A 23707-nucleotide genomic window follows, 5' to 3' on the forward strand; every position below is an offset into this window, starting at 1 on the left:
AATTCGATCGTTATAAGAGTCAGAATATTGCGTGTACTCCAACGGTAATAACATACTAACCGGTTAGTCAGTTTTAAAGGAGGAATTCAATTTGCAAATTGAACATGGTCAAGAGGTGCAAAATCTGGAAAAGAAGTTAACGGAATTCATGAAAAATACGTATTCCCAAATGAATCCGTATATCAAAAGCAGCTAGATTCACAGAAGAGACGATAAGTGATTTACCGCCGCTTTTATCTGAATTAACGGCAAAAGCAAATTGTGGAATTTATTTTTACCTTATCGCAAATATGGAGCAGGTTTAACAAATCTAGAATATGCCCCGCTTTGTGAAATCATGGGAAGGACGATGATAGGACCTGAAATCTTCAATTGTAACGCGCCGGACACCGGAAATATGGAAGTATTGGTGAGATACGATTCCGATGAACATAAAGAACGCTGGCTGAAGCCATTGCTTGCCAGGGAAATACGCTCATGCTTCTCGCTAACAGAACCAGTAGTGGCGTCTTCGATGCTAATATAGAGTGCAGTCTTGAAAAGGCAGGTAATGAGTATGTCATAAACGGCCGGTTATGGTGTCTTCAGGAGCAGGAGAGCCCCGATGCAAGATTGCCATCGTTATGGGTAAGACAGATCCTGAAGCGTCCAAGCATGATCAACAGTCAATGATTCTTGTGCAGCTGGACACACCGGTTTTCAAAATCGAGGAAATGCTCCCCCTGTTTGGTTATAATCATGCTCCGCATGGCAATGCGGAAATTAATTTTGCAAATGTGAGGGTCCTGGCAACGAATATACTATGGTGAGAAGGTAAAGGGTTTGCGATTGCCCAAGGAAGACTCGGGCCTGGAAGGTTACACCACCACATAAGGCTGATCGGTGCTGCTGAAAGAGCACTTGAAGAATTATGTAAGCGCATTCAAATCCGTGTCGTTTGGTAAACCTTTGGCGAGGCAAGGTGTGATCATGGAATGATTGCCGATTCACGGATTGAATTCGAACAAGCAAGGCTTCTTACTTTAAAAGCTGTGTGTGATGGATACTGTCGGGAACAAGGGAGAGAAGGCGGGAGATAGCCATGAAGAAAGTGGTGGCACCAACAGGGCATTAAAAGTGCTGGACAGGGCAATTCAAGGGTTTGGAGCTGCAGGGATTTCAACGATTTACCGTTTGCTGAACATTGGGCAAATGCACGGACGTTGAGGCTTGCTGATGGTCCTGATGAAGTGCGCCGTTCACTAGTAGCTAAAATAAAAACTTCGAAAATACCAACAAAAGCATGAAGTGAAAATATGAAAGGTACCGGCCTATTCAATTTAACTGGAAAGACGGCGATCATAACTGGTGGAGGGATAGGATTTGGAGTACAAATAGTGACTGGATTTGTCGAAGCAGGGGTGAATGTTGTGCTTTTTTCAAGGAAGAAGGAAGCATGCGATGAAGTTGCTCGCAAATTGAAAAACTTGGAGGCAGGGCGCTGTCCTTCAAGTGTGATATCACAAATCCGTCAGATGTACAGGAAGTGGTTAACGAAACTTACTGGGAATTCGGTGCCATTGACATTTTAGTGAACAATAGCGGGGCATCCTTGGGGGCTCAGACCATCGACATGCCCCTTGAAGCCTGGCAGAAGGTGATGAATGTCAATGTAACCGGAACTTTTATCTTGAGCCAGACTGTAGGAAGGATCATGAAGGCTATGGTCTTACGGAAGCTTCGCCAACTACGCTTTTTGCAACCCGGTATTTGTTGAAAGGAAGCATGGGAGTGCCGGGATCGGAATCCCTTCGACAGAATATAAAGTGATGGATCTAGGAGACGGGACTAAAGAAGTGGCCCCAGGCGAAATGGGGGAATTGGTCATAAAAGGACCTCAAGTGATGAAGGGTTACTGGAATATGCCAGAGGAAACGGCGGTGACTCTTAGGGATGGTTGGCTTTATACGGGTGATATCGCCAAAGTTGATGAAGAAGGGTATCTCTATATTGTTGACAGGAAAAAGATTTGATCATTGCAAATGGGTAAAATATCTACCCCCGTGATGTCGAGGAAGTCCTCTATGAACATCCTGCTGTCCAGGAAGCGGTTGTCTTTGGAGTTCCAGATGCTTACCGAGGGGAGTCGGTAAAAGCGGTGCTTATACTTAAAAATAATAAAAAGGCAAGTGAACGGGAAATCATCGAGTACTGCCGTGTAAACCTATCGGCTTATAAAGGTCCGCTTTTCGTTGAATTTCTTGAGGAGTTACCAAAAACAAATGTCGGAAAGATTTTAAGGAGTGCTTTAAGGAAGGAAATTTCCAAGAAATAAGAAGGCTTTGATAGTGCGGAGCGTATGATTCAATTCAGCTGAATTTTTACAGATTGCGAGGATGCTTACATGAAAGGAAAAATGACAGAACATAGCATGCGCTTATTCGAAAAGAAGGGCTTTAGTGAACTTCGATTTCTGATATTGTCGAATCATTTGGAGTGACAAAGGGAACATTTTATTATTACTTTAAGAGCAAAGAGCAGTTGCTTATGGATATTCATATTGCTTATATAGACGAGTTGCTTAGTGAGCAGGAAATCATCATTTCGGATACTAGGAAAAACTGTAAGGAAAAGCTTTTCGTTATGGTATATATGCTTTTAAAAAGCATCAAGACAAAAAAATCAAGCGCCACGGTCTTTTTCCGTGAAATGAAAAATCTAAGTGACGAAAAACTTGCACAAATCCTTCCTAAGCGGGATGAGTTCCGTAATAAAATCAAACAGGTGCTGGTGGAAGGCATCGAGAGCGGAGAACTACGTTCCAACCTTGATGCATCCATCATTTCTTTTGCTATTTTGGGTGTGGCCAATTGGAGCTATCATTGGTTCGACTCTGGAGGTGAAAAAACCGAACAGGAAGTTGCAGACATTTTTATGGGGATGATTCTACAGGGCATTGAAGCTTGACCAGGCTACATACTAACCAATTAGTAGAAGGGCATGACCTACAAGCAAATTCAATCAATAACCGTAATTGGGGCTGGGCAGATGGGGCATCAAATTGCGATGCTTGCTGCATTTGGAGGTTACGAAACGATTCTTCAGGATGCTCAGGAAAACGCGTTGAATATAGCCCTAGGAAAATTGGATCATTAAACACCCAGAATGCTGTTGCCTGGCATTGAAGTCTTTTTTCTTACGTGGCTTCTGGAAAGCTTAAGCTTGCGATCGGCGTCATTTATCCGATTGAAAAGGCGGCAGATGACCATGCAGAAATGAACGCCCGTCAAACTAAAGGAAAGTGGATTTTACAAGTTAAATGAGAATAAGGGGTATATACCGAATGAGCTATACACCCCGTTGTTAATAAGATTTCACTTGTACCATTGACCCTTCAAGAACCACTCAATCCGTATCAATGCTAACATCTTTATCAGGATGCATAAAAGGGGGCTGCGGCGTTCTTTTAGCCTCCAACAGTTCACGGTTTTCAGTTGAATTCCAGCCTATATCATTGGTGGGGTGTATCCAGTTGTCTCCAGCCATGATTTCCGGGTCTGTATCTTCGCTCCAATTTTCGAGTGGTGAGTTTTCAGATGCATATTTACTGTCGCCAATGACGACTCCATAATCATTGACAAATGGAGCTCGTGGTTTTATGCCGGTCCCTTTATAGCTTGGTGCGTTAATTTGGTGGGGTTGTGTATCATCGATAATTGGTGAATCCAATTTCTTTTTCATCTAGAATCTCCCTTTCCGTTTTACGGTTATTTTTTCTCGTCTGTCCCTATAATATCCCTGAATAATTTTCGGCAGTTTTACCCCATTCTAAAACGTAAACTATATTAAAAAGGGTGGATGAAAATGAAACGGAAAGCTAATGTAGATGGTGCTGTCAAAGCAAGTAAAACGCCAAAAAGAAACCAAGCTGAAAATGAGTTTTCCAATGAGTTCGCATTAGAGGAAAACCCAATAAAAGGTGCCAACCGCAATTCAAAGCAAGGCAGAAAAGGAAGAAGTTAATGGAAAAAGAAAAACGGAACTCCCAGGAAAAGGTGGGGGAACATGTACGAACTGAATTTGGAATCGAATTCAGTGGCGATATGAACGCAACCAAAATTTATGAAATATTAGCAAAAGAAAATAAAAAACGTGATAATAAATAAATAAATAAGGACGGACCCATTCTGGGTCCGCCCTTAATCTTTAAAAAATGGCATTTCTAGATTTTGGGAGCGAGAAAATGTTTGATCCCTTTCCACTCGGATCAAAATAGGCAAGCATGATCGATGGTTTCTCGACGATTGTACCCTCTGCTAGATACGTTTCCAAATCAAAGGGTAGTGCCTCGAGCAAGGTGTGTTTGTGTATTTCTTTTTCATTAAGTGCCAAGGCTGTGAAAGACGAACCAAGCTGTTCAGGCTTATTCAGAATATCTTCATATATTACTTTCCGTCCGTTTTTATCCAGGGAAGCTTCCCACCAAGGTTTACGTGGTTTGTATTTTTGGTTCATGAAATAATCCAATTTCATGAGTCCGATAATGTTATTCAGTTCAGCAGATTCCCGGGAAGCCAAAAACTGCTGTAAGCGTCTGAACAAGTCTTCAAGCTGGTGTCCGATTCGTGACCAGCCTTGTTCATCCCAAAAGGTACCGAAATCCTGAAAAAAGTCGAATGGTGATTGAAATACCGTTTTGACAAGGTATTCCGTGGTGTGATCCATTCTATGATCATTCCAGTATTTTTCAAGGACATCTTCAACTTGTTTAATGCGGACAATGTCATCGAAGCTTAAAACATTATTTCCTAGGATTTCATAGGGAGCATGATCACTGTAAATATATTGGTGTTCATTGGCACGTATCCGTAAACCCGTACCACGGAGCATCTTTAAGAAGCCAAGCTGCATCTCTTCGGGTCTCAGCTCAAAAACATCATTGAAAGTCTTTTTGAAAGAATGATAATCTTCTTCAGGTAAACCGGCAATCAGGTCTAAATGCTGATCAATTTTCTGCCCATCTTTTACCATAGTTACGGTCCTGGTCAGTTTTTCGAAATTCTGCCTTCTCATAACTAGATCATTTGTATGGTCATTCGTCGATTGTACCCCTATTTCAAAGCGGAACAATCCTGCAGGGGCATTATCGTTCAAGAACTGGATAACTTCCGGACGCATGATGTCCGCAGTGATTTCGAACTGGAAAACCACACCGGGAAGATGCTCATCGATTAAGAATTGAAACATTTCCATGGCATAGCTTCGGCTGATATTGAAGGTTCGGTCAACGAACTTAATGGTCTTTGCACCATTAGCCATAAGGTACCTGATATCTTCTTTAATCTTTTCACGATCAAAATATCTGACACCCACTTCAATCGATGACAGGCAAAATTGGCAGCTGAACGGGCATCCTCGGCTAGTTTCGATATAGGTGACACGTTTAGATAGATCGCCACGGTCTTCCTCCAAACGATAAGGAGAAGGGAGCGATTTCAAATCAACCTTGCCGTTTTGAGGCTGGATGATTTTTTTTCCATCCAGTCGATACGCAATGCCTCCGACCTTCTTATAGTCATTCGAACCTTCAATTTCAGATAAAAGGGACTTGAAGGTGACCTCACCTTCGCCAATTACGATGAAATCAGCCCCGGGAATCTGATCAAGCCATTCTCCAACATCATATGTGACTTCAGGTCCTCCGAGAATGATGACCAATTCTGGATTGATTTTCTTCAGCATGGCTACTACTTTTATTGTTTCCTCGATGTTCCAAATATAGCAGCTGAATCCTATGACATCCGGTTTTTTGGAATGAAGGTCACCAACTATGTTCATAATCGGATCTTTTATCGTATATTCTGCTAGATGTACATTATAATCTGGCTGGGCATAAGCCTTTAAATAGCGGATGGATAGCGATGTATGGATATATTTTGCATTAAGAGTACTGATTATTATATTCATGTTAAAGGGCGTAAAAGAAACGCCTGGCTCCTTTCGTGTACATATCTTTTTAAGCCAACAAGCACTAACGAGTAATTTTACCATAGTGCGCTCCATTTGAAAAATGAGTTATTGAATGAACGGAAATCTTTCAGCTTTAAAGCCGAACTGGAATTACTTTTTGAAAAAAACGGATAAAGCAGAAAATGCTTTATCCGTTTTATTTAAAATGCTTGTTTTATATATTCTTTCGTTTTAGTCATGAATCGTTTTGTTTTGGTCGCCTTCAATTCGATGATCGGCTGTGCCATTGTGGCAATCATTTCACTTGATAATAACACGGTAATCAAGAAGGATAGACCGGCAAGCATGATAAAGCTCTCTGTATTGCTGAAGTAGTCATGTATAGTGCTTTCACGGAAGAAGCGAATGAAAAATCCGTGCAGCAGATATACATAAAGGGTTTGTTTACCCCAATCCGTAAAGAAATATTGTCCGCGTGGGATGAATGAAAGGAAGCTGAACACTGAAATTACGCTCAATCCATAAAATCCTAGGCGTTTAAACATGGATATGATTGTCGCATCTTCAAGCTCGGTATATGGTTTCGAACCGAGGAGCCATTTATAATTGACATCGGCATTTAAATAAAAACCGATAAAAATCACTAACATGACACTAAGTGAAGCCAAACGAACCTTGGGTGTGAACAGTTTCTTTAAGTGTTCCTTGCTTAAATGGTACCCGATCAAAAACATCGGGAAAAAAACGAATGTCCTCGAGAGACTAAGGTAATTGGAGACATTGTCAATATACCCAATCAATAAAGCGATTAAAATGGATAAACCTATGCCTACTGATGGCTTTAGCTTTGAAAAACCAAGCAGCATGATGTTCCAGCAGAATAAACTGATCAAGAACCAAAGCGACCATTGGGGATCAAGCAAGTCAACAGTGATTGCAGAACGTTCATATAAAAAATAATAGTAAACGGTATATATCAATTGGAAAATGATGTAGGGTAAAATTAGTTTTTTTGTAATTTTGGCTAAATACCCTTTTTGATAAAAACCTTTCGCAAAAAAACCTGAAACTAGAATAAAGGCCGGCATGTGAAAGGAATAAATGGTTTTATATAAAGCGTAAATCGTTTCACTATCATGTATATACGTATTCAGCAAATGTCCAAAGACGACAAAAGCCATGAGAATGAATTTGGCGTTATCAAAGAAAAAATCACGTTGTTTCATTGTTGCCTCCTAAATTTTTAAGGTAGCTAGAGAGCATTGTTATTTCTTATACCCTAAATACATTGATCTAAATCAATATTTATAAAATTAATAAAAATAATATTAAATTAAGCTTAACGCTAAGTTTTAAGTGATTCAACATACTATTATTTGACATAAAGGATAATTTAGGTTTTCGATGAATGCACGGATTTTCGATAATACCGAGGAAAATCAAGATGGGTGTCGAATAAAGTTTGATAAGTATGGGTTTTGAAAAGGGGTGTCAATATGAATATCGGTTATGGGAATGAAACGGAAAATAAACAGGAAATTATAAAATTGAATAAACAGGTCGAAGGTTTTTTGAACATTTTCAATTCAATGCCAGAGCCTTATATTAGGGTTGATGAGGAACTAAGGCTCACTTATGTAAATGATGCCGCTTGTGCACTGCTGGAAACATCGAAAAATCAGCTGTTGTCCATGAAGATAACTGATTTTCTCGAGGCTAGCCCTTTAAATAATCAGGAAGAGTCCGGTACTCCAAAAAAGCCGAGTGAAAGTGAAAGACAGATGATCCAGCTCCATACCGGTGCCCTAAAGCATATAGAGTTTATACCAATAGGGGCTCCTTCCGAAGGACAGCAATTTTATCGTTTAGGGGATGTGACATTGGATCTTTCATCATCCCGGGAAACAAGAATGTCAAGGCAGATGTTTTTGGACCTTTTTGATACGGCCGTAGAAAGCATCGTCCTATTCGATGGTTCAGGAATAATCATGGAAGTGAACCATGCTTTTATCAATGTCATGGGCATCCCGAAAAAAGAGATTGTCGGCAAGAATATGAGGGACCTCATTTCCCCTGATTATAAGGCATATTGGGACGAGAGCATAAAAAGAGCATTTGTTGAGTCGAACTTCAAAGGAGAGGTGGAGATAATGATCGGGGTTGAGCGGCATCATTTTGCTTTTTCTATCAGCTCAGCGGTAGGAAATGAATTATACATGTCGGTGCTTCGAAGAATTACAGAATCAAATTTAATAGAAAAGAAGTTAGAGACGAGCGAACGGATTTTTGCGGAATTATTCGACCAGTCCATGGATGCGATCATATTCTGGAATGATGACGGAATCATTTTTCGAGTCAATCAATCAGCATGTAAGATATTTGAATCAAGCAGAGAGGAATTGATAGGCAGTTATATCTGGAAATACGTATACAGCAACAAACATCATTTTGAGCAGATAATGGAAACGTTTGAAAGGGACACCCAAGTGAGGGGGGAACTGATTTATAAAATGCCGAATCACCAAATAAAATTACTTGAATTGACTGCCAAAAAACATGAGGGTGATGGGTATAACGTAACGATATTTCGAAATGTCAGTGAACGCTGGCTGATTGAGAAGGAATTAAGGGATAGTGAGAAGAAATTCAGGAAGATTTTTGAGGGGACATTAGACGGCTTGATTTTATGGAACCATGAAGGGTTCACGGATATTAATGAAGCGGGTCAGGAAATATTGGAAATATCGAAACGTAAACTGCTTTCTTTATCTGTAAAGGGATTCATCGAGAAAATCCCTGGAAATGTTCCTGCCTTGAACGCACATATTGATAATGTTTACAAGCATGAGGTCTACTCATCCATCATTCCGATAACATTCGAAGACGGAACAATTAAGCATATTGAATTTTTAACGAGAAAGAATTTATATTCGAACTTGAATCTAAGTATTTTCCGTGATGTGAGTAAAAATCTCGAAATGCAGGAACAGATCCGGAAATCAGATACTTTGAATGTCGTTGGTGAATTGGCTGCAGGGATTGCCCACGAAATCAGGAATCCAATGACTGCTTTAAAAGGGTTTATCCAGTTGCTTGAGGATGGTGTTAAGGGAGATTTCTCCACATATTTTCATGTGATTACATCTGAAATTAAGCGAATCGAAACCATTATCACGGAATTTTTGGTACTGGCAAAGCCACAGGCGCTAAAAGTTTTTAAACAGGATGTCCATACCATTTTGAGAGAGACGCTAGAATTACTGGCCGCTCAGGCATTGTTGGAAAATATTCAATTCGAGACAGATTTCGAAGAAGATGAGTTTAAGGTTTTATGTGAAGCGAACCAGTTAAAGCAAGTGTTCATTAACATAATCAAAAATGCATTGGAAGTCATGCCGGATGGCGGATCTGTACGAATTAAAACAACCCGATATTCAGAGAAATATATTTGTATTTCTATTACCGATCAAGGCATGGGGATCTCAACGGAAAAGCTAAAAAAATTAGGTGAACCTTTTTATACGACGAAAGATAGGGGAACTGGGCTGGGGCTCATGGTCAGCTATAAAATCATTGAAGAGCACAAGGGCTTTATAGAAGTGGAAAGCGAAGTAGATATAGGGACGAGCTTTCATATATATTTGCCATTCGAGTGAGAGGTGGAAATGTTCTAGACCTTTGCCCAGTAACCAGAAAAGTATGGAAAATCCTAATAGTATATGGGGGTCCTTATTCAATGGATTCCTTTTTTTAGTTTCCGTTTTCCATCATTATTATCTTGGAATCACGACTGAGGTTGTACCTGTCCAAAAAATATTGGGCTCACATTAAAGGGACTATCATTTTTGATAAATTTGTCCGGTTTGATATTGAGTTAAACTGCTGAATTATTTAAGAGGAAACGGACAGTGAAAAATCAAATGGGAGAACTTTCGAATCGATGTTCGGAGCTGGCTTCATATCAAATCCTCCTAATCATTATAAGAGGAATATGGGTTAGATATTTCCGTCATATCCTGTCTGCTGGTGGGTCAAGCTTTATCGCAATTTAAGAAGTTTTGTCTTTTTTTGCGAATCTATTTACATATAAGGCATATTTTGTAATACTTCTTTATTATGATGTAACTTTAAAAGGGCAGGAGTAGTGAATGCAGTTATGAATTCTAGGTGTGCAACGGAAATTTGTTCTGAGATTCAAATGAAGCGTTGGGAAATGATGGAGCTGGCAAAAATGTATGGAATAGGTCATGAGTTTACCCTTCGCCAAAGCGAGCAACTTGATAAACTTATAAATGAGTATTTGATCCTTCAACATCATTCGTCAGTGGAAGTGAGAAATAAGCGCGAAGATATGGTTGTTATTGTACAGAAGCCCTTTAATGATGATATTACAATTTAAATGGAACTGAGAATGCACCATGTCTTCTTAAATTGGCGGTTTTGGAGATAATCACCTTTAGGGCTAATGATCAGGTGACCGTTTTCTGATGGAAATGAACTTTACAATCATTTCATAAATAATGTCAAGAAAGACTCATATAAAGGACAATCATTTTCTTTTGAAATTCCTATGGGTATGAGGCATACATTGAGGGGAGGCCACCAGAAGGTGTCCTTTCTAACATCGGGAGTAGTTTAGAAGTCGAATTTAACTGAGTGGATAACACTGATAAATAAAAACTAAAGGCTGACCCAAATAATGGAGCCAGCCATTGTCAGGTCCGGAAATCACAAAATTTCCAATAATATTACCATGAACAAAAGACCAACAATGAAGGAATAGGTTGAGGTGCGTTCATTACCATCCCCATGGCTTTCAGGAATCAACTCCTTATAAACGATGAAAAGCATGGCTCCGGCGGCGAAAGCTAGGCCGTAAGGAACCAGGAACCCAATGTAAGAGGTTAAATAATAACCCAATAAGCCCGTAATTATTTCGATGGTACCAGTTAAGGTTGCTATCAGGAATGCAGTGAATTTACCGATTTTTTGATTAATTAAAAACAAAGCGACTAGTAAACCTTCCGGAGCATTTTGCAGGCCGATGGCAAAGGCGATCAAGTTACCTGTATCAGCTGAATCAGAGGCGTAACTGACACCAACAGAAAGGCCCTCAGGAATATTATGCAGTGTAATGGCAGTGATGATAAGCAAAGCCTTTTCATCAAACTGAATACCACTTTTCGTATGGCTGAGATCGATATGCGGAATGTTTTTCTCCATGATCGTCAATGTCATTACCCCGAGAAAAACCCCAATGACAAGCTGTATATACCCTCCGGTGGCTATAGACTCCGGGATCAGGCTCAATAACGAAGCAGCCATCATAATACCAGCGGTAAATGCCAGAAGCGTGTCTCTGAATCGATGTGTGATTGAATCTTGAATGAACAAGATCGGTAACGCACCGAACCCTGTAGACATGGCAGATAGGATGCTGCCTAATAGAACTCCACTCATGAATTTCTCCTTTGTATGGTCCATATCAACTTATTTATCAACTTAAACAATACTTCATTGTATGGGATGGTAAAAAAATATGTTCCAGGAAACACCCATTTTGCAGTCATGCATGAATGATCTGTATCATTCTTCTGCATACCATTTTTTCAATGTTAGATCAGTCGGCAGCAATACGCTGATGATCCCCAGCAATGGCAGGAATCCCACTAGCTTAATCATGGATTCGATCCCGATTATATCAGCAATGGCACCCAGTGAAACGGATCCAATGGCTCCCATTCCAAAGGCTAACCCTACAGTCAAGCCGGCCATTGTTCCGACTTTTCCCGGGACCAATTCCTGTGCGTATATTACTGTGACAGAAAAACTGCTCATTATAATGAAGCCTGCCATCAATAATAGGATAAAAGCGGCTGTAGGTGGTACGAAAGGTAAAAGTGCGGTTAAGGGCATACTGGCAGCGAACGAAAAGAGAATCACATTTTTGCGGCCGTATCTATCCGCAAGCGGACCACCGAAAAACGTACCTACAGCTCCAGCGGCTAAAAAGGCAAATAGGAAAATCTGAGCGGATTTTATCGTAAATGAATGCTGCTCGATTAAATAAAAACTATAAAAGTTCGTCATGCATGATACATACCAGGAACGGGCAAATATAATGAATAAAATTAATACCAAGGCTTTGGCCACTTTATGGGACCGCTCTTTATTGATTACTTTTGCCGCAACCTTTTTAGGCTGGAAATGAACTAATTTTTGAGAATACCACTTGGCAATATACAGCAATAGGATAACGGCCGTTAAGGCAACTAGGCCAAACCAGAGTGCACCTTTTTGACCAAATGGAACAAGCACGATGGCTGTGATGAGTGGGGCAAGGGCCTGCCCGCTATTCCCGCCTACCTGATAAATTGATTGTGCCAGGCCTCTTTTGGGGCCGCCTGCCATGTAGGCAACCCTAGAGCCTTCCGGATGGAAAATGGCTGATCCAAAGCCCATCAAGATGACTGCACCAAGGATTATGGTATAGTTTGGGGCAATTGCAAGAATGATGACCCCAATTAATGTACTGGTCAATCCAATGGGCAATGCATAAGGAAGGGGCTTTTTATCCGTATAGAACCCAACTGCGGGTTGCAGAAGGGATGAGACGATATTCAGGCAGAATGCAATCATCCCCAGCTGAGTATACGTTAGAGACATTGATTTCTCGAGGATTGGGAACATGGCCGGTACAACGGCTTGAAGAGAATCATTCATTAAATGGCATATGCCTATGATGATCATGATTTTCAGAGTCATATCTTGTTTTTGGGGTTTTGCTTTAATGGCAGCGATGCGTCCCATATGTATATTTCCTTCTTCCTGATTAAGAATTTTACCCATTCCATAATTAAAATAGATTCGATAAGGTAGGTATGCATGACACCTTTAAAAAAATCGGAATCGTTAGTCCTGGCTTCATTTATAAATGAAACTCCTCAATGCAAGGATGGTCATTAATTAGTGGTAGGCTGATTGTCACGGTTGTACCGTTGAGAGGTTTACTTGTAAGCTCGATGGTTCCGTTAAAAGATTCAATTATTCGTTTACACACAAAAAGTCCTAATCCGGTCCCTTCCTTTTTCGATGTATAGAATGGTTCGAACACTTTACCGATATCTTGTTCATTCAGTCCTTGCCCGGTGTCGATGATTATGATTTTAGCCCGTTCATTTTCATGGTGGATTCGTATCCTTAACTTTTTTCCAACTTCCATGGCCTCGAATCCGTTTTTGGCAATGTTAAGAATGACCTGTTTGAGTTGGTCCTTTGTACAATGAACCAGGATCGGTTCCTTTACGATATTCCATTCCACTTCAATATTTAAGTGACGTGCTTCTGATTCTATTATTGGTCTCAATTCGGCAATGATACTGCGAATATCATATAAGGATAAGGTCTGGACCATGGGCTTCCCTAAAATCAAAAACTCGCTGACGATACTATTGATCCGTTCAATTTCCTTCATGATGACAGAGTAATAAAACTGATCTTGTTCTTCAGGATGTTTTTCAACCAGTAACTGTACCAGTCCCTTTATGCCCGTTAGTGGGTTTTTTATTTCATGTGCAGTACTAGCAGCCAACGTGCCGACAAAATCTATTTTTTGTTTATCGTGTAATAACTTTTGGTTTTTCGTATTTCTGCGTACGATCAGTTCCTCCACGAATGTATAGATTATGTGAGTAAAGAAGAAGGTGAAAAAGACAAGCATTAAAAAGACATTCATGTTATTTGTGTTAATCTTGTCAGGTATCTTCACGGACAGTTTCCAGTCCACTTCGGTTAAAGGAACATCCACCCATGTTGGATGTTCAGTAAATTCTTCGGCATTTATATTTAAAATTCGGGTTTTATCGTTTGTTTCCAATCTAAAGGTATGACCAGGGCTGAGCATTTTTAATATTTTTTCCATATGATCCAGCCTAATATGCGCCAATAAAAACCCTTGCGCCTTTTTATCATGATCCAGAATGGGAGCAAAAATGGAAAAATAATTGAAATCCGGGTCATACAGCTCCTGGGTTCCTACAACAACGGCTTTTTGAGTTTTTACTGCACGCTTTATATCATCCTGTTCAATTAAATGGTAATTATTGAAATGTTTATTCGTCCCCGAGATGGAAACGCCATCCTGATTTAGCCAATATACTCCGGCATACCTGGAATCTGTATCTTTGATCCATTTCATAAGGTGTTCGGTTTTTTTATCATCCATATAAAGAACAGAACTGCTAAGGCTCAGCAGCTCAAGGTTTTCCTTTGTTTCACTGATAACTTGATCTATGTATTCTTGATAAACCGTTCCCGCCCATACAGCTTGTTCCCGTCTTTCTTTTTGAATGGAACGTTCTAAATACATCCAATAAATGATGGATAGAATAATTAATGGTAGAATAACAATAAGTAGATATGTGGTGAATTTATGCCTTGTTTTCATGTTCGTCACTACTTTAACTTTTTTTTCAAGTATATCAAACTGAGTGATTAAACAATAGTGCATACTAACAGTGCAGATTGACAAAAAAGTCATAATGCCATATAATAACTTTTAATTCAAGATATTTTAATTAAAAACTTTAAGGTTGTGAAGTTATGGAGAATAATAACATCCAACAGTCTTTGAAACTGTTTATTGTGATGTCTAGAGCTCATCGATCAATTAATGATGTGGTGAATAAACATATAGCCGAAGAAGGTTTGAATCCAACTGAGTTTGCCGTACTGGAATTACTTTATCATAAAGGCGATCAGCCTCTTCAGCAAATAGGCGGAAAAATCCTGCTAGCGAGCGGCAGCATTACCTATGTCGTGGATAAACTTGAACAGAAGGAATATCTACAGAGAATAGCATGTAAAGAGGATCGCCGTGTAACCTTTGCAAAAATAACGGATAAAGGAAAGGCCTTTATTGAAGGAGTATTTCCTGAGCATGAAAAAAGAATCGATGATATCATGAGTGTACTTACTCAAGATGAAAAGGCCACCGTGATAGAATTACTTAAGAAGATTGGATATTCAGCTCAAAATTAGCTTAAGAACCAGCACTCCGATTTTACTGCAGGTGCTGGTTTTTTATGTCTAATTGGATGTTGTGCAATGCTGGTACAACCTTAATTTGTTCAAAGGACATGAAGGTTTTTAATAACACTGTGGCGAATTAAATTATATTACGATAACCGCGATAATGAAGAATGTGTCTTGACGTTAATCCGGATTTTACAGTCAAAAAAAATCATGTTATATCGTGAAAAGGAGTGTATATATGAAATTTAATGAGTATGAGTATAGACGTCCTGAAATGGATGAAATTAAAACCCGGTTCATGAAGGCCTTGGAAAAGTTTACGGACGCTGAAAATGCTGCTGCACAAATAAAATCCATGGAAGAAATAAGTGAAATTCGAAATTATGTGGGTACGATGTTTAATTTGGTCTATATTCGACATTCCATTGATACCAATGATGAATTTTATAAAGCGGAGAATGATTATTTAGATGAATTCTCCCCTGAAATGGAAGAGTTAACATCAAAATTTTACAAAGAACTCGTCCGCTCGAAATATCGTCAGGAGCTTGAGGGGAAATGGGGAAATCAACTATTTGACTTGGCAGAGGCACAGCTTAAAACATTTTCGCCCGAAATCATACCACAACTGCAAAAAGAAAATAAATTGTCAAGTGAATATTCGCAATTAATTGCCTCTGCAAAAATTCACTTTGATGGAAAAGAGCTAACACTTGCGCAGCTTCAGCCTTTTATGGAGTCGGCGGACCGTGTGTTAAGGAAAAATGCAAGTAAGGCATATTACGGTTTCTTTGAAGAAAAGCAGGAGGATTTGGATCGTATATTCGATGAACTTGTCAAGGTGAGGCATGGGATTTCGATAGCGCTAGGTTATGAAAACTTCGTGGAGCTTGGGTATTATCGAATGACAAGGACTGATTATAATGCTGAAATGGCTGCTGCTTTCCGCAAGCAGGTGAAAGAAGAAGTGGTACCGCTTGTAACCCAGCTGAAGGGACGTCAGCGTGAACGGCTTGGCTTGGAGAATTTGAACTATTATGATGAGAATTTTCATTTCAGAACGGGTAATGCCGTTCCAAAAGGCGATGCTCAGTGGATCATCGAAAATGGGAAAAAGATGTACCAAGAGCTTTCACCTGAAACGAATGAGTTTTTCAACTTTATGATCGATAATGACCTGATGGACCTTGTGGCGAAGAAAGGAAAAGAAAGCGGGGGCTACTGTACTTTTATAGAAGACTATAAAGCTCCATTCATCTTTTCAAATTTCAACGGGACTTCAGGGGACATAGATGTTTTAACACATGAGGCAGGCCATGCTTTCCAAGTGTATCGCAGCCGTAATCTTGACATTCCGGAGTATTATTGGCCTACCTATGAAGCGTGTGAAATCCATTCGATGAGTATGGAATTTCTAACCTGGCCATGGATGGAGCTATTTTTTAACGAAGATACGGAAAAGTATAAGTTTTCCCATTTAAGTGGTGCACTTACATTTCTCCCGTATGGGGTAGCCGTTGATGAATTTCAGCATTTTGTCTATGAGAATCCTGATGCCTCCCCAATTGAAAGAAAGCAGGCTTGGCGTAAGATCGAGATGGAATATTTGCCGCATCGTGATTATGAAGGGAATGAATTCTTGGAGAATGGTGGGTATTGGCAGCGGCAAAGCCACATTTATCAGGCACCTTTTTATTATATCGACTATACATTGGCTCAAATTTGCGCTTTCCAGTTTTGGAAAAGGTCGGCTGAAAAAGATGAAACGGCTTGGAGGGATTATTTGAACCTGTGCCAACTTGGAGGGAGCAAATCTTTCCTTGGTCTCATTGAATCTGCGAATTTGAAATCCCCATTTGTTGAAGGTACTGTTCTGTCCGTTGTGAAGGTGATAGACGAATGGCTTTCAACTGTCGATGATAAAGCATTATAAAAGATGAGATTTTATATGATACGGTAATAAATTGAATGCTTTAAAAAAAACGCTTGAGAATTACTCCTTAAGCGTTTTTAATCTTTCATCACATTCAGGAAGTTAGGCAGGGCACATACAAATCAACTGCTTTTAGCCTTAGGGAAATGCATAAGAGGTGAATAGGGTGCAATGATGGAGAGAACTTTTTCTTTAATGCCTATAAGTCATGGTAAAAAACAGCTGACATAAGGAATATTGCTTGGCTTGTCTTAAATGTCCCTACCTTACATATAAATGTAGGGAGGAGGGGAGAGTATGCTGTCAAGGTGGTCAGGGATTTTTCAGATTGCAGCGGTATATGTAGGCACAGTCGTCGGTGCAGGTTTTGCAACTGGAAAAGAGATTGTCGAGTTTTTTACCCGTTATGGCTTTTATGGCTTTATTGGTATTTTAATAGCAGGTTATATTTTCATTTTTACTGGAACGAAAATCATGCTCATTTCCGCAAGGATCAGAGCATCTTCTTATGAGGAATTCAATGAATTTCTTTTTGGAAAGAAAATAGCAGGAATCATCAATATCTTTTTCCTTATCATGCTGCTAGGGGTGACGGCTGTCATGATTTCCGGTTCAGGCGCAGTTTTCGAGGAACAACTTGGCGTGCCGAAAAGTATAGGAAGCTGGTCTACGATTATCCTGGCATCCTTGGTCTTGATGATGGGTATGCGCGGTGTATTCACTGTAAACTCTTTTGTAGTACCAATCATGATCTGTTTTAGTTTGATCCTTTTTTTCTCGACTTTGGGAAATGGGGATTTCTTCAAGACCCTTACTAAAGTTCCCGATGAGGTGATGACCTTGAAAGTGATTTTGTCACCATTTGCCTATACAGCCTTTAATCTTGCTTTGGCACAGGCTGTGCTGGTTCCGGTGGCTTATGAAGTCCGAGATGAGAAGGTCATTAAACATGGAGCAATCCTTGGGGGGATATTCCTGACCATCATTTTATTATCGGGGCATTTTTCACTTATGACACTTCCTGACGTGAATAGTTATGAAATTCCTTCGGCAGTTATTATGAGAACGGCAGCCGGTCAATTATATTGGATGTTCATTTTGGTGATCTACGGGGAGATATTCACTTCGGTCATCGGAAACATATATGGATTACAAAGGCAAATCAGCAGTTATATCAAATTGCCAAGCATGCTAATCATAGCTGTGATTTTTTTAATAGCTTTGATCATTAGTGAATTCGGATATGGAAGGTTATTAGGATACATTTATCCGATTTTTGGATACATAAGCCTGCTTTTTTTAATTCTGGTCTGGAAAAGCCAGGCAGGAAAGAAGTAATGAAGTACGGGGGGCAAGACATTTGCCCTCCGTCCCAGGGGAAATGGGGGTTCATCCTTTCATAAGCGTCTTAGCCATTTCTAGAAAAGCATCCCGGAAATCCATATCTTTTTTCGTGAAAATAGTTAAGCGGACGGGTGCTTTCTCGTCCTTGAGCAATATGGAAGTGATCACATCATCCCCACTTTCGACTTCATATCCCGCGCCGTTCTCTATATCAAGTGCCGGATCCCTAATCGTTTTTGAATGGCTTTTCAGCTGGGTATGAACATTTTCTTCCACCTCATCCCAATTGACATCCGCTGTCAACAATTCGATTCTCATATAAATGGAGTCATCTTCAGTCAGGAAAATAATATCCTTTCCAGGTTCTTCGGCACTTAATTTAAATTGTTGCAAAACATAGAGGCTGAACGGTTGATTATCACTTCTTTTTAAGAACGCTGTTTTTACTATTTCTTTCCCATTACTTGTATATTGCAGGTTTTGCTCCATCAGTCTTACTTTGTTGTTGTTTCCGTCATTGCCACCTTGAGAAGAATTGCCTTCGTTCTCCTCGTTTACTGAATCTCCCTGTGGCCCATCTGCATTTTTGTCTGTGGTCATACCGCAGCCAGTCAGCAAAGCGGCGAATGCGGCACAGCCAATAGAACGTGCCCAACTAGTCATTTCTTTTCCCTCATCTCTCTGATAGAAATAAAAATTCATATAATAGATATCCCCGCAATCACAAATGCAGGACCTTTAATGAAATAGACGGTATGGAGTGAATATTGTTACAAAAAAGCAGGAGAATGAATTGGCATGCTTCTAAAAAGTGAAAACGGAATGGTCATTAAGAAACCATCCCGTTTGTTTACATTGACTTATCCTATGATTTTATAATTTTTATGGTTGACGACGGTCTTCTGTTCAAGTTCCAAATCACGATAATTTTCCATATACGTGACGTCCACGATTACTGAGTTCTCGTTCACTTTCTCGACGATTCCTTTTAAGCCTTCTCTAAATTCAATGATATTTCCAACTTCCGCTTTCTTCATGGTAATCATCCTTTCCCATTTCGTTTCCAATGATCAAACTATGGAGTAATTGGATTATTCGAACATCTTGCCGTTTAGATATTGACGTGGGGAGTGCAAGTAAGAGAATTAGATTCTCTTCTGTCGGTACAGTAAGCTAAACTGTTAAAGGAGGTGCAATTCTTGTATGGAGCAGCTGTAATGATGTGGCATAATTTGGTATATCTTGAGAGCACAGTTATGCATACCAGTATGTAATCCTATGTACAAAAAATGCCAAACATTTTACATTATGATATTTTACTATACAGTTTGCACTATTTTAAAGCATTCGTAAAGAATAATGTAGCAAGAGGGCCTTAAAAAATTCCGATTTATATTAAGCGGCATGTTTATGATAAAATGGAAACGGAATTTCTCCTGTATGAATATGGATAGAACATTTGATAATTAAGGAGGATAATATTATGAATGCTGAAGAAGCAAAAGATGTACTAGATAAACTGGCAAATCGGGAAATGGATGAATTCAGGATAACAAAGGAAGAATTTTTAGCTTTTCGTGAGGTTCTTGTAAAAAGGGACGACTTTAAACATTTTCGGGGGAATGCTCAACATAACGGTGTGATAATTTATACGTATTTAGAAGAAGCGAGAAGTTAATGCCCGGATATATTGGGGTGGCTCATGACTGGGCCACCCTATTATTATTTACAGTGGAAAATCATTTGCTTCCTTAATTTAATTAAAGTGGACTTTCTCCACGATTTTACAGATGCTGTAGTGACTTGATATAACTCAGCAATTTCAGTCACTGTTTTATTCTTCAGGTAGGTTTGCAAAAGCCAGCGTTGCTGATTCAATGTCAAGCCTTCAGTATAGTGTAAGATGCTTTCGATGGCGAAGGCCTCTTCATGCATTGAAAAAGGATCTTTAATCTCTAGTATGGTGGAATCAAATGGCTTGCTGTGGGCTTCATATTTATGATGATGCTTCAATTCGTTCAGGATTTTGCCTTTGATTACTGTGTAGGCATAGTTAGAGAATTGTCCGTATTCCTCATTGAAACTTCTAAATGAATCCCATAAAGCAATCAATCCTACCTGAAAATATTCGTCCTTATTTTTATAGATGGAAAGTGAACGGATAATATGATGGATCATAGGGGTGAATTCAGTCTTTAGAGCTGAGAAATCATCCATTGAGCAGCTACCTTTAGAAAGTGCACTTTCAGTATTCCCGGGTGCTTCTACGATAAATGATCCGTTCGGCTATTGCGAAATGGCATAACGGAAAAATGTATGGGATGAAAAGTGGGTTATCGGGCGTGAACCAGAAACTAAATTGAAAGGAAAAGGGAGATTCGGGAGTATTGAAAGTGTTTTGAGCGTGGGGAAGACCAAAAGAAAAACACATCCTGATAGTGGATGTGCCAATTCTTCTTCGAAAGACTTTAAGTTCTTTAATGGTGACTCCTTCTCGTTTTCATATTCGTTCAAGTTAAACCTATATTCATATGAAGACGATGTGCTTTTCTTTTACAGATACTTTTCCTCGCAAGGATCATTTAGTATAAACGGCAGCAATAGCTCAAAGTCTCCGTTTACATGGAGCTCAAGATAACACTGGGTTACTTCAGGGAGGCTGATATCGAGAACGGGCATGTCCCATTTCGGCTTTCATTATCTATATTGGGCACTTTTATTATTTTGAAAAAAACCAGGAAGTGGGGGAGAAAAGCTGACAAGCTTCATTCCTGTTGTATTTCATTATGTATCCCCCTGAACATTTCTATTGCAATTTCCAAAGTAGGCATATTGATAAAACCATTATTTTTGTTACCTCTGCGATTTTCGGAATCCAGCATCCTGTGCGTCATGTTCGGTACAAAACATTTCTTCTGGTTTAGTTATTTCGTAATATTGGCCCGAAGGAATGTGATATATTTTATTGCCTTTAGAATTTATATTGCCTTTAATTTTTGGGTTACTGCAAGATGAGTTCACAGTGGTTTTTTCCTCTGATTTATCCCCGGACTTCGAATCATCAAACCCTCTTGAAGTTGCATAGTTTTCAATCGACCATATACCGATTTCGTCTTTTTGGGCTTGTTTCTGAATATCTTCAAATTCATCAAGATATTTAGTGTTCGGTGCATAAACATAGGCTACCCTGGCCAGTCCTTTTTCAAGCAGGAGCTTATTCACCATTTTTCCATCAACATAAAAATAGGCAAGCAGCCGGCCGTATTTATCTCTTTCACCAATGCCAGTTTCTACTTCCACTTTAGAACCAGCAGGCATTAAATCCTTGGTGAACTTGCTTGCTTCAGGTCCAAAAGGCTGAACGGGCTTGGAAGGGTGCACGGTTTCCGGGGTATCTACCAAAAGAAGCCTGACCGTTTCTTCATTTCCGTTAGTCATTTTGATTTTTACTGTATCTCCGTCAACAACCCTGACGATCTTGGCTGTGAATGTCTTGCCTTTTTCTTCTTTGGAAGAATCCGTTTTGGATTGGATGTCTTCATTTACCAACGAATCATCCTGTTTGGATCCATTAATCAGGTTATCTGATGCGGCCTGGCAGCCAGACAAAGAGATCAGGCAAATGGCAGTAAGGAAAAAAACATACAGATAAGAATGTAAAAAGGAATTTTTGTTCATGATAAGTTCCTCCATTTTAAAGGTGTTTTCCATGTCCGTCATGGATATATTCGGCAGGAATAATACTAACCTATAAAAAAGGGAAAGAAAATGAAAAATCATAAAAATTTTTACATGGATCGCTACTCCCTATCATGATAGTTTCTTATAATGATAGGGTGGTATATGAGAGGCAGGCGTGAAAAATGATGTTTAGGCTTGAAAATATTAGGTATAAAGGGATTCTGCATATTGATGAGTTGAAAATATCCGCTTGTGTGGTTACTTGTTTGACTGGGGAAAGCGGAGCAGGAAAAACCTCATTGCTCCGATTATTGAACAGGATGGATGACCCGGATAGCGGTTCGATCTATTATCAAGATCAGTTGCTGGATAAATTCAACCCGATAGAGCTCCGGCGTAAAGTCACAATGCTGTCTCAGACATCGTTCACTTTACCCGGAACGATTGAAGAAAATCTCCAGCTGGGCCTGGAATTGACAGAACGGAAAAAAAAGGATAAATCCGAATTGGTGAAGGCGCTTGAAACCGTCGAGTTACAGAAATCATTAAACGAGGGAACGGAGAATCTTTCTGGCGGGGAGAAACAGAGGCTCGCACTGGCGAGGTTACTTTTATTGAAGCCCGAAGTGTATTTACTGGATGAGCCGACAGCAGCTCTTGATGAGGAAACCGAACTGAGGATCATGAGCCGATTTTTAGAAGAAGTAAAACGGGAAAAAGGAACGGTCATCATGATAACGCATTCAAAACAACTTGCGGACATCTGTGCTGAAAAGATGATCGTTCTGAAAAAGGTGAAGGGGAGTGACTATTAATGGAGGGGAATGGGATAATAGATATTGAGTTCTGGCGTCTTTGTGCGGCCTACTTCTTTGTTGTAGTTCTGCTCATTATCGTGAAATGGCGAGGGATTTCAAGGGAAAAGCAAATCATTCTAGCCACGATACGGATGACGGTCCAACTCATTCTTGCCGGTTACGTTTTGACATATATCTTTGAAAATCCCCACCCTTTACTTTCTATAGGGTTTCTATGTGCAATGGCTCTGTTCTCCATCCATAATATTTTTAAGCAAGTGCCCTATACGCTTAATGAGAAAATCAAAAGGACGGTTATCCTAAGTATGTTGACAGGTCCCATGGCCGCCCTGTTTTATTTTAATCTGGTCGTGATCCATTTCACGCCTTGGTATGAGCCAAGGTATTTCATTCCAATAGCAGGGATGATCGTGGGGAATGCGATGACTGGAGTGACATTAGCGCTTAAAAACCTCCATGATGGGATTAGCAGTAATCGCGAAAAGGTAGAAGCGATGTTAATGCTTGGAGCGACACCAGCGAGGGCCGTGAAGAAATATGTGGATGCTGCATTCGATTCGGCAGTACTCCCAACTTTGAACAATATGCTCGGAATGGGGATTATTTTCCTTCCCGGAATGATGACAGGGCAAATCCTGTCGGGGATAAGCCCGCTCATCGCAATTGAATACCAGATTGCCATACTTATTGGGATTCTCGGGAGTGTTTCATTAACAGTTGTCCTTTTCATTATGCTGAGTTTCAGAGCTTTTTTCACCAAAAATGCACAGCTGTCCATTTAATCATTGAAGAATCTGAAAAGTAATAGTTGCAGTTCTATCTATATTTTTGTACTATTTTTTAGGTACCAGATAGTTTTGGTTTGTTTGTTGGGAATGATAATGCTATTCTGATAAGGAAAAGGGTTTTTTCATTTCTTTCCTGATTGGATAGAGAAAATCCCTTACAT

Annotated in this window: 23 protein-coding genes and 3 pseudogenes; 16 read left to right on the forward strand and 10 right to left on the reverse strand. The window is 39.7% G+C overall.

The genetic code is table 11. The features are described from left to right. Positions 1 to 91: 91 nt before the first annotated feature. The 6 genes and pseudogenes from UP17_RS06670 to UP17_RS27390 all read left to right on the forward strand — a co-directional run bounded on the left by UP17_RS06670 (position 92) and on the right by UP17_RS27390 (position 3302). Positions 92 to 1286 (forward strand): annotated as a pseudogene (locus UP17_RS06670) (acyl-CoA dehydrogenase family protein). A 9-nt stretch (positions 1287 to 1295) separates the two neighbouring features. Continuing rightward, positions 1296 to 1696: pseudogene (locus tag UP17_RS26140) on the forward strand (SDR family NAD(P)-dependent oxidoreductase); the annotation flags it as partial. Continuing rightward, positions 1696 to 2314: pseudogene (locus UP17_RS28640) on the forward strand (AMP-binding enzyme); the annotation flags it as partial. The pseudogenes UP17_RS26140 and UP17_RS28640, both read left to right, overlap by 1 nt. A 212-nt stretch (positions 2315 to 2526) precedes the next feature. Beyond that, complete coding sequence (locus tag UP17_RS06685; protein WP_349817601.1) at positions 2527 to 2946, forward strand: TetR-type transcription factor C-terminal domain-containing protein; 420 nt, start codon at positions 2527 to 2529, stop codon at positions 2944 to 2946. Positions 2947 to 2979: 33 nt separating this feature from the next. Beyond that, positions 2980 to 3135: a 3-hydroxyacyl-CoA dehydrogenase NAD-binding domain-containing protein gene (locus UP17_RS26155; protein WP_081108741.1), complete on the forward strand. Its 156-nt coding sequence runs from the start codon at positions 2980 to 2982 to the stop codon at positions 3133 to 3135. A 44-nt stretch (positions 3136 to 3179) separates the two neighbouring features. Next, positions 3180 to 3302: a hypothetical protein gene (locus tag UP17_RS27390; RefSeq protein WP_155727263.1), complete on the forward strand. Its 123-nt coding sequence runs from the start codon at positions 3180 to 3182 to the stop codon at positions 3300 to 3302. Between the two features lie 82 nt (positions 3303 to 3384). Here UP17_RS27390 and UP17_RS06690 read toward each other — a convergent pair whose 3' ends face one another. After that, positions 3385 to 3720, reverse strand: coding sequence for a DUF3905 domain-containing protein (locus UP17_RS06690; protein WP_061462220.1), 336 nt, complete (start codon positions 3718 to 3720; stop codon positions 3385 to 3387). Between the two features lie 123 nt (positions 3721 to 3843). On the opposite strand from UP17_RS06690, the gene UP17_RS28215 reads away from it, so the two are divergent. Both UP17_RS28215 and UP17_RS28220 read left to right on the forward strand, forming a co-directional pair. Continuing rightward, entirely contained in the window at positions 3844 to 4002 is a 159-nt protein-coding gene (locus UP17_RS28215; protein WP_089362349.1) for a hypothetical protein, read from the forward strand. Continuing rightward, positions 4002 to 4145: a hypothetical protein gene (locus UP17_RS28220; RefSeq protein ID WP_167555972.1), complete on the forward strand. Its 144-nt coding sequence runs from the start codon at positions 4002 to 4004 to the stop codon at positions 4143 to 4145. Before UP17_RS28215 ends, UP17_RS28220 begins: the two co-directional genes overlap by 1 nt. A 40-nt stretch (positions 4146 to 4185) precedes the next feature. Here the strand turns inward: UP17_RS28220 and UP17_RS06695 are convergent, their stop codons facing one another. Both UP17_RS06695 and UP17_RS06700 read right to left on the reverse strand, forming a co-directional pair. Further along, a complete protein-coding gene (locus UP17_RS06695) occupies positions 4186 to 5946 on the reverse strand; it encodes a B12-binding domain-containing radical SAM protein (protein WP_061462221.1) in 1761 nt (586 codons plus the stop codon). 203 nt (positions 5947 to 6149) lie between these two features. Then, positions 6150 to 7175 (reverse strand): acyltransferase family protein, encoded by a 1026-nt coding sequence (locus UP17_RS06700; RefSeq protein ID WP_061462222.1) that lies wholly within the window; start codon positions 7173 to 7175, stop codon positions 6150 to 6152. 270 nt (positions 7176 to 7445) lie between these two features. Between UP17_RS06700 and UP17_RS06705 the strand changes: the two genes are divergently transcribed. Further along, positions 7446 to 9605, forward strand: a complete 2160-nt coding sequence (locus UP17_RS06705; RefSeq protein WP_061462223.1) for a PAS domain-containing sensor histidine kinase — start codon at positions 7446 to 7448, stop codon at positions 9603 to 9605. A gap of 500 nt (positions 9606 to 10105) precedes the next feature. Further along, complete coding sequence (locus UP17_RS06710; RefSeq protein ID WP_061462224.1) at positions 10106 to 10348, forward strand: aspartyl-phosphate phosphatase Spo0E family protein; 243 nt, start codon at positions 10106 to 10108, stop codon at positions 10346 to 10348. Between the two features lie 329 nt (positions 10349 to 10677). On the opposite strand, the gene UP17_RS06715 is transcribed toward UP17_RS06710, so the two are convergent. From UP17_RS06715 to UP17_RS06725, 3 genes are all read right to left on the reverse strand, one after another. Then, positions 10678 to 11409 (reverse strand): ZIP family metal transporter, encoded by a 732-nt coding sequence (locus UP17_RS06715; RefSeq protein WP_061462225.1) that lies wholly within the window; start codon positions 11407 to 11409, stop codon positions 10678 to 10680. 126 nt (positions 11410 to 11535) lie between these two features. Beyond that, on the reverse strand, positions 11536 to 12759 hold the full coding sequence (locus UP17_RS06720; protein WP_061462226.1) for an MFS transporter: 1224 nt from the start codon (positions 12757 to 12759) through the stop codon (positions 11536 to 11538). 118 nt (positions 12760 to 12877) lie between these two features. Further along, positions 12878 to 14395 (reverse strand): PAS domain-containing sensor histidine kinase, encoded by a 1518-nt coding sequence (locus UP17_RS06725; RefSeq protein ID WP_061462227.1) that lies wholly within the window; start codon positions 14393 to 14395, stop codon positions 12878 to 12880. A 155-nt stretch (positions 14396 to 14550) separates the two neighbouring features. Here UP17_RS06725 and UP17_RS06730 point away from each other — a divergent pair, with 155 nt between their 5' ends. The 3 genes from UP17_RS06730 to UP17_RS06740 all read left to right on the forward strand — a co-directional run bounded on the left by UP17_RS06730 (position 14551) and on the right by UP17_RS06740 (position 18253). Continuing rightward, positions 14551 to 14988 carry a MarR family winged helix-turn-helix transcriptional regulator gene (locus UP17_RS06730; RefSeq protein WP_034314147.1) on the forward strand — a complete coding sequence of 146 codons (438 nt, stop codon included), beginning with the start codon at positions 14551 to 14553 and terminating at the stop codon, positions 14986 to 14988. Between the two features lie 232 nt (positions 14989 to 15220). Beyond that, the gene (locus UP17_RS06735) at positions 15221 to 16915 is read left to right on the forward strand and encodes a M3 family oligoendopeptidase (RefSeq protein ID WP_061462228.1); all 1695 of its coding nucleotides are present in this window, start codon (positions 15221 to 15223) and stop codon (positions 16913 to 16915) included. 297 nt (positions 16916 to 17212) lie between these two features. After that, complete coding sequence (locus UP17_RS06740; protein WP_061462229.1) at positions 17213 to 18253, forward strand: YkvI family membrane protein; 1041 nt, start codon at positions 17213 to 17215, stop codon at positions 18251 to 18253. 51 nt (positions 18254 to 18304) lie between these two features. On the opposite strand, the gene UP17_RS06745 is transcribed toward UP17_RS06740, so the two are convergent. Continuing rightward, positions 18305 to 18922: a hypothetical protein gene (locus UP17_RS06745; RefSeq protein WP_155727264.1), complete on the reverse strand. Its 618-nt coding sequence runs from the start codon at positions 18920 to 18922 to the stop codon at positions 18305 to 18307. Positions 18923 to 19119: 197 nt separating this feature from the next. Next, the gene (locus tag UP17_RS26160) at positions 19120 to 19296 is read right to left on the reverse strand and encodes a YkvS family protein (protein WP_064505160.1); all 177 of its coding nucleotides are present in this window, start codon (positions 19294 to 19296) and stop codon (positions 19120 to 19122) included. Between the two features lie 446 nt (positions 19297 to 19742). Between UP17_RS26160 and UP17_RS06750 the strand changes: the two genes are divergently transcribed. After that, positions 19743 to 19937, forward strand: coding sequence for a hypothetical protein (locus tag UP17_RS06750; RefSeq protein ID WP_061462231.1), 195 nt, complete (start codon positions 19743 to 19745; stop codon positions 19935 to 19937). A gap of 44 nt (positions 19938 to 19981) precedes the next feature. On the opposite strand, the gene UP17_RS06755 is transcribed toward UP17_RS06750, so the two are convergent. Further along, positions 19982 to 20476 carry a sigma-70 family RNA polymerase sigma factor gene (locus UP17_RS06755; RefSeq protein WP_061462232.1) on the reverse strand — a complete coding sequence of 165 codons (495 nt, stop codon included), beginning with the start codon at positions 20474 to 20476 and terminating at the stop codon, positions 19982 to 19984. 636 nt (positions 20477 to 21112) lie between these two features. Next, positions 21113 to 21937 (reverse strand): thermonuclease family protein, encoded by an 825-nt coding sequence (locus UP17_RS06760; protein ID WP_081108985.1) that lies wholly within the window; start codon positions 21935 to 21937, stop codon positions 21113 to 21115. Positions 21938 to 22122: 185 nt separating this feature from the next. Here UP17_RS06760 and UP17_RS06765 point away from each other — a divergent pair, with 185 nt between their 5' ends. Next, the gene (locus tag UP17_RS06765) at positions 22123 to 22755 is read left to right on the forward strand and encodes an ABC transporter ATP-binding protein (protein ID WP_250211767.1); all 633 of its coding nucleotides are present in this window, start codon (positions 22123 to 22125) and stop codon (positions 22753 to 22755) included. Then, positions 22755 to 23540, forward strand: a complete 786-nt coding sequence (locus tag UP17_RS06770; protein ID WP_061462234.1) for an ABC transporter permease — start codon at positions 22755 to 22757, stop codon at positions 23538 to 23540. Before UP17_RS06765 ends, UP17_RS06770 begins: the two co-directional genes overlap by 1 nt. Positions 23541 to 23707 lie beyond the last annotated feature (167 nt).

The organism is Peribacillus simplex (assembly GCF_001578185.1).
Lineage (GTDB): Bacteria > Bacillota > Bacilli > Bacillales > DSM-1321 > Peribacillus > Peribacillus simplex_A.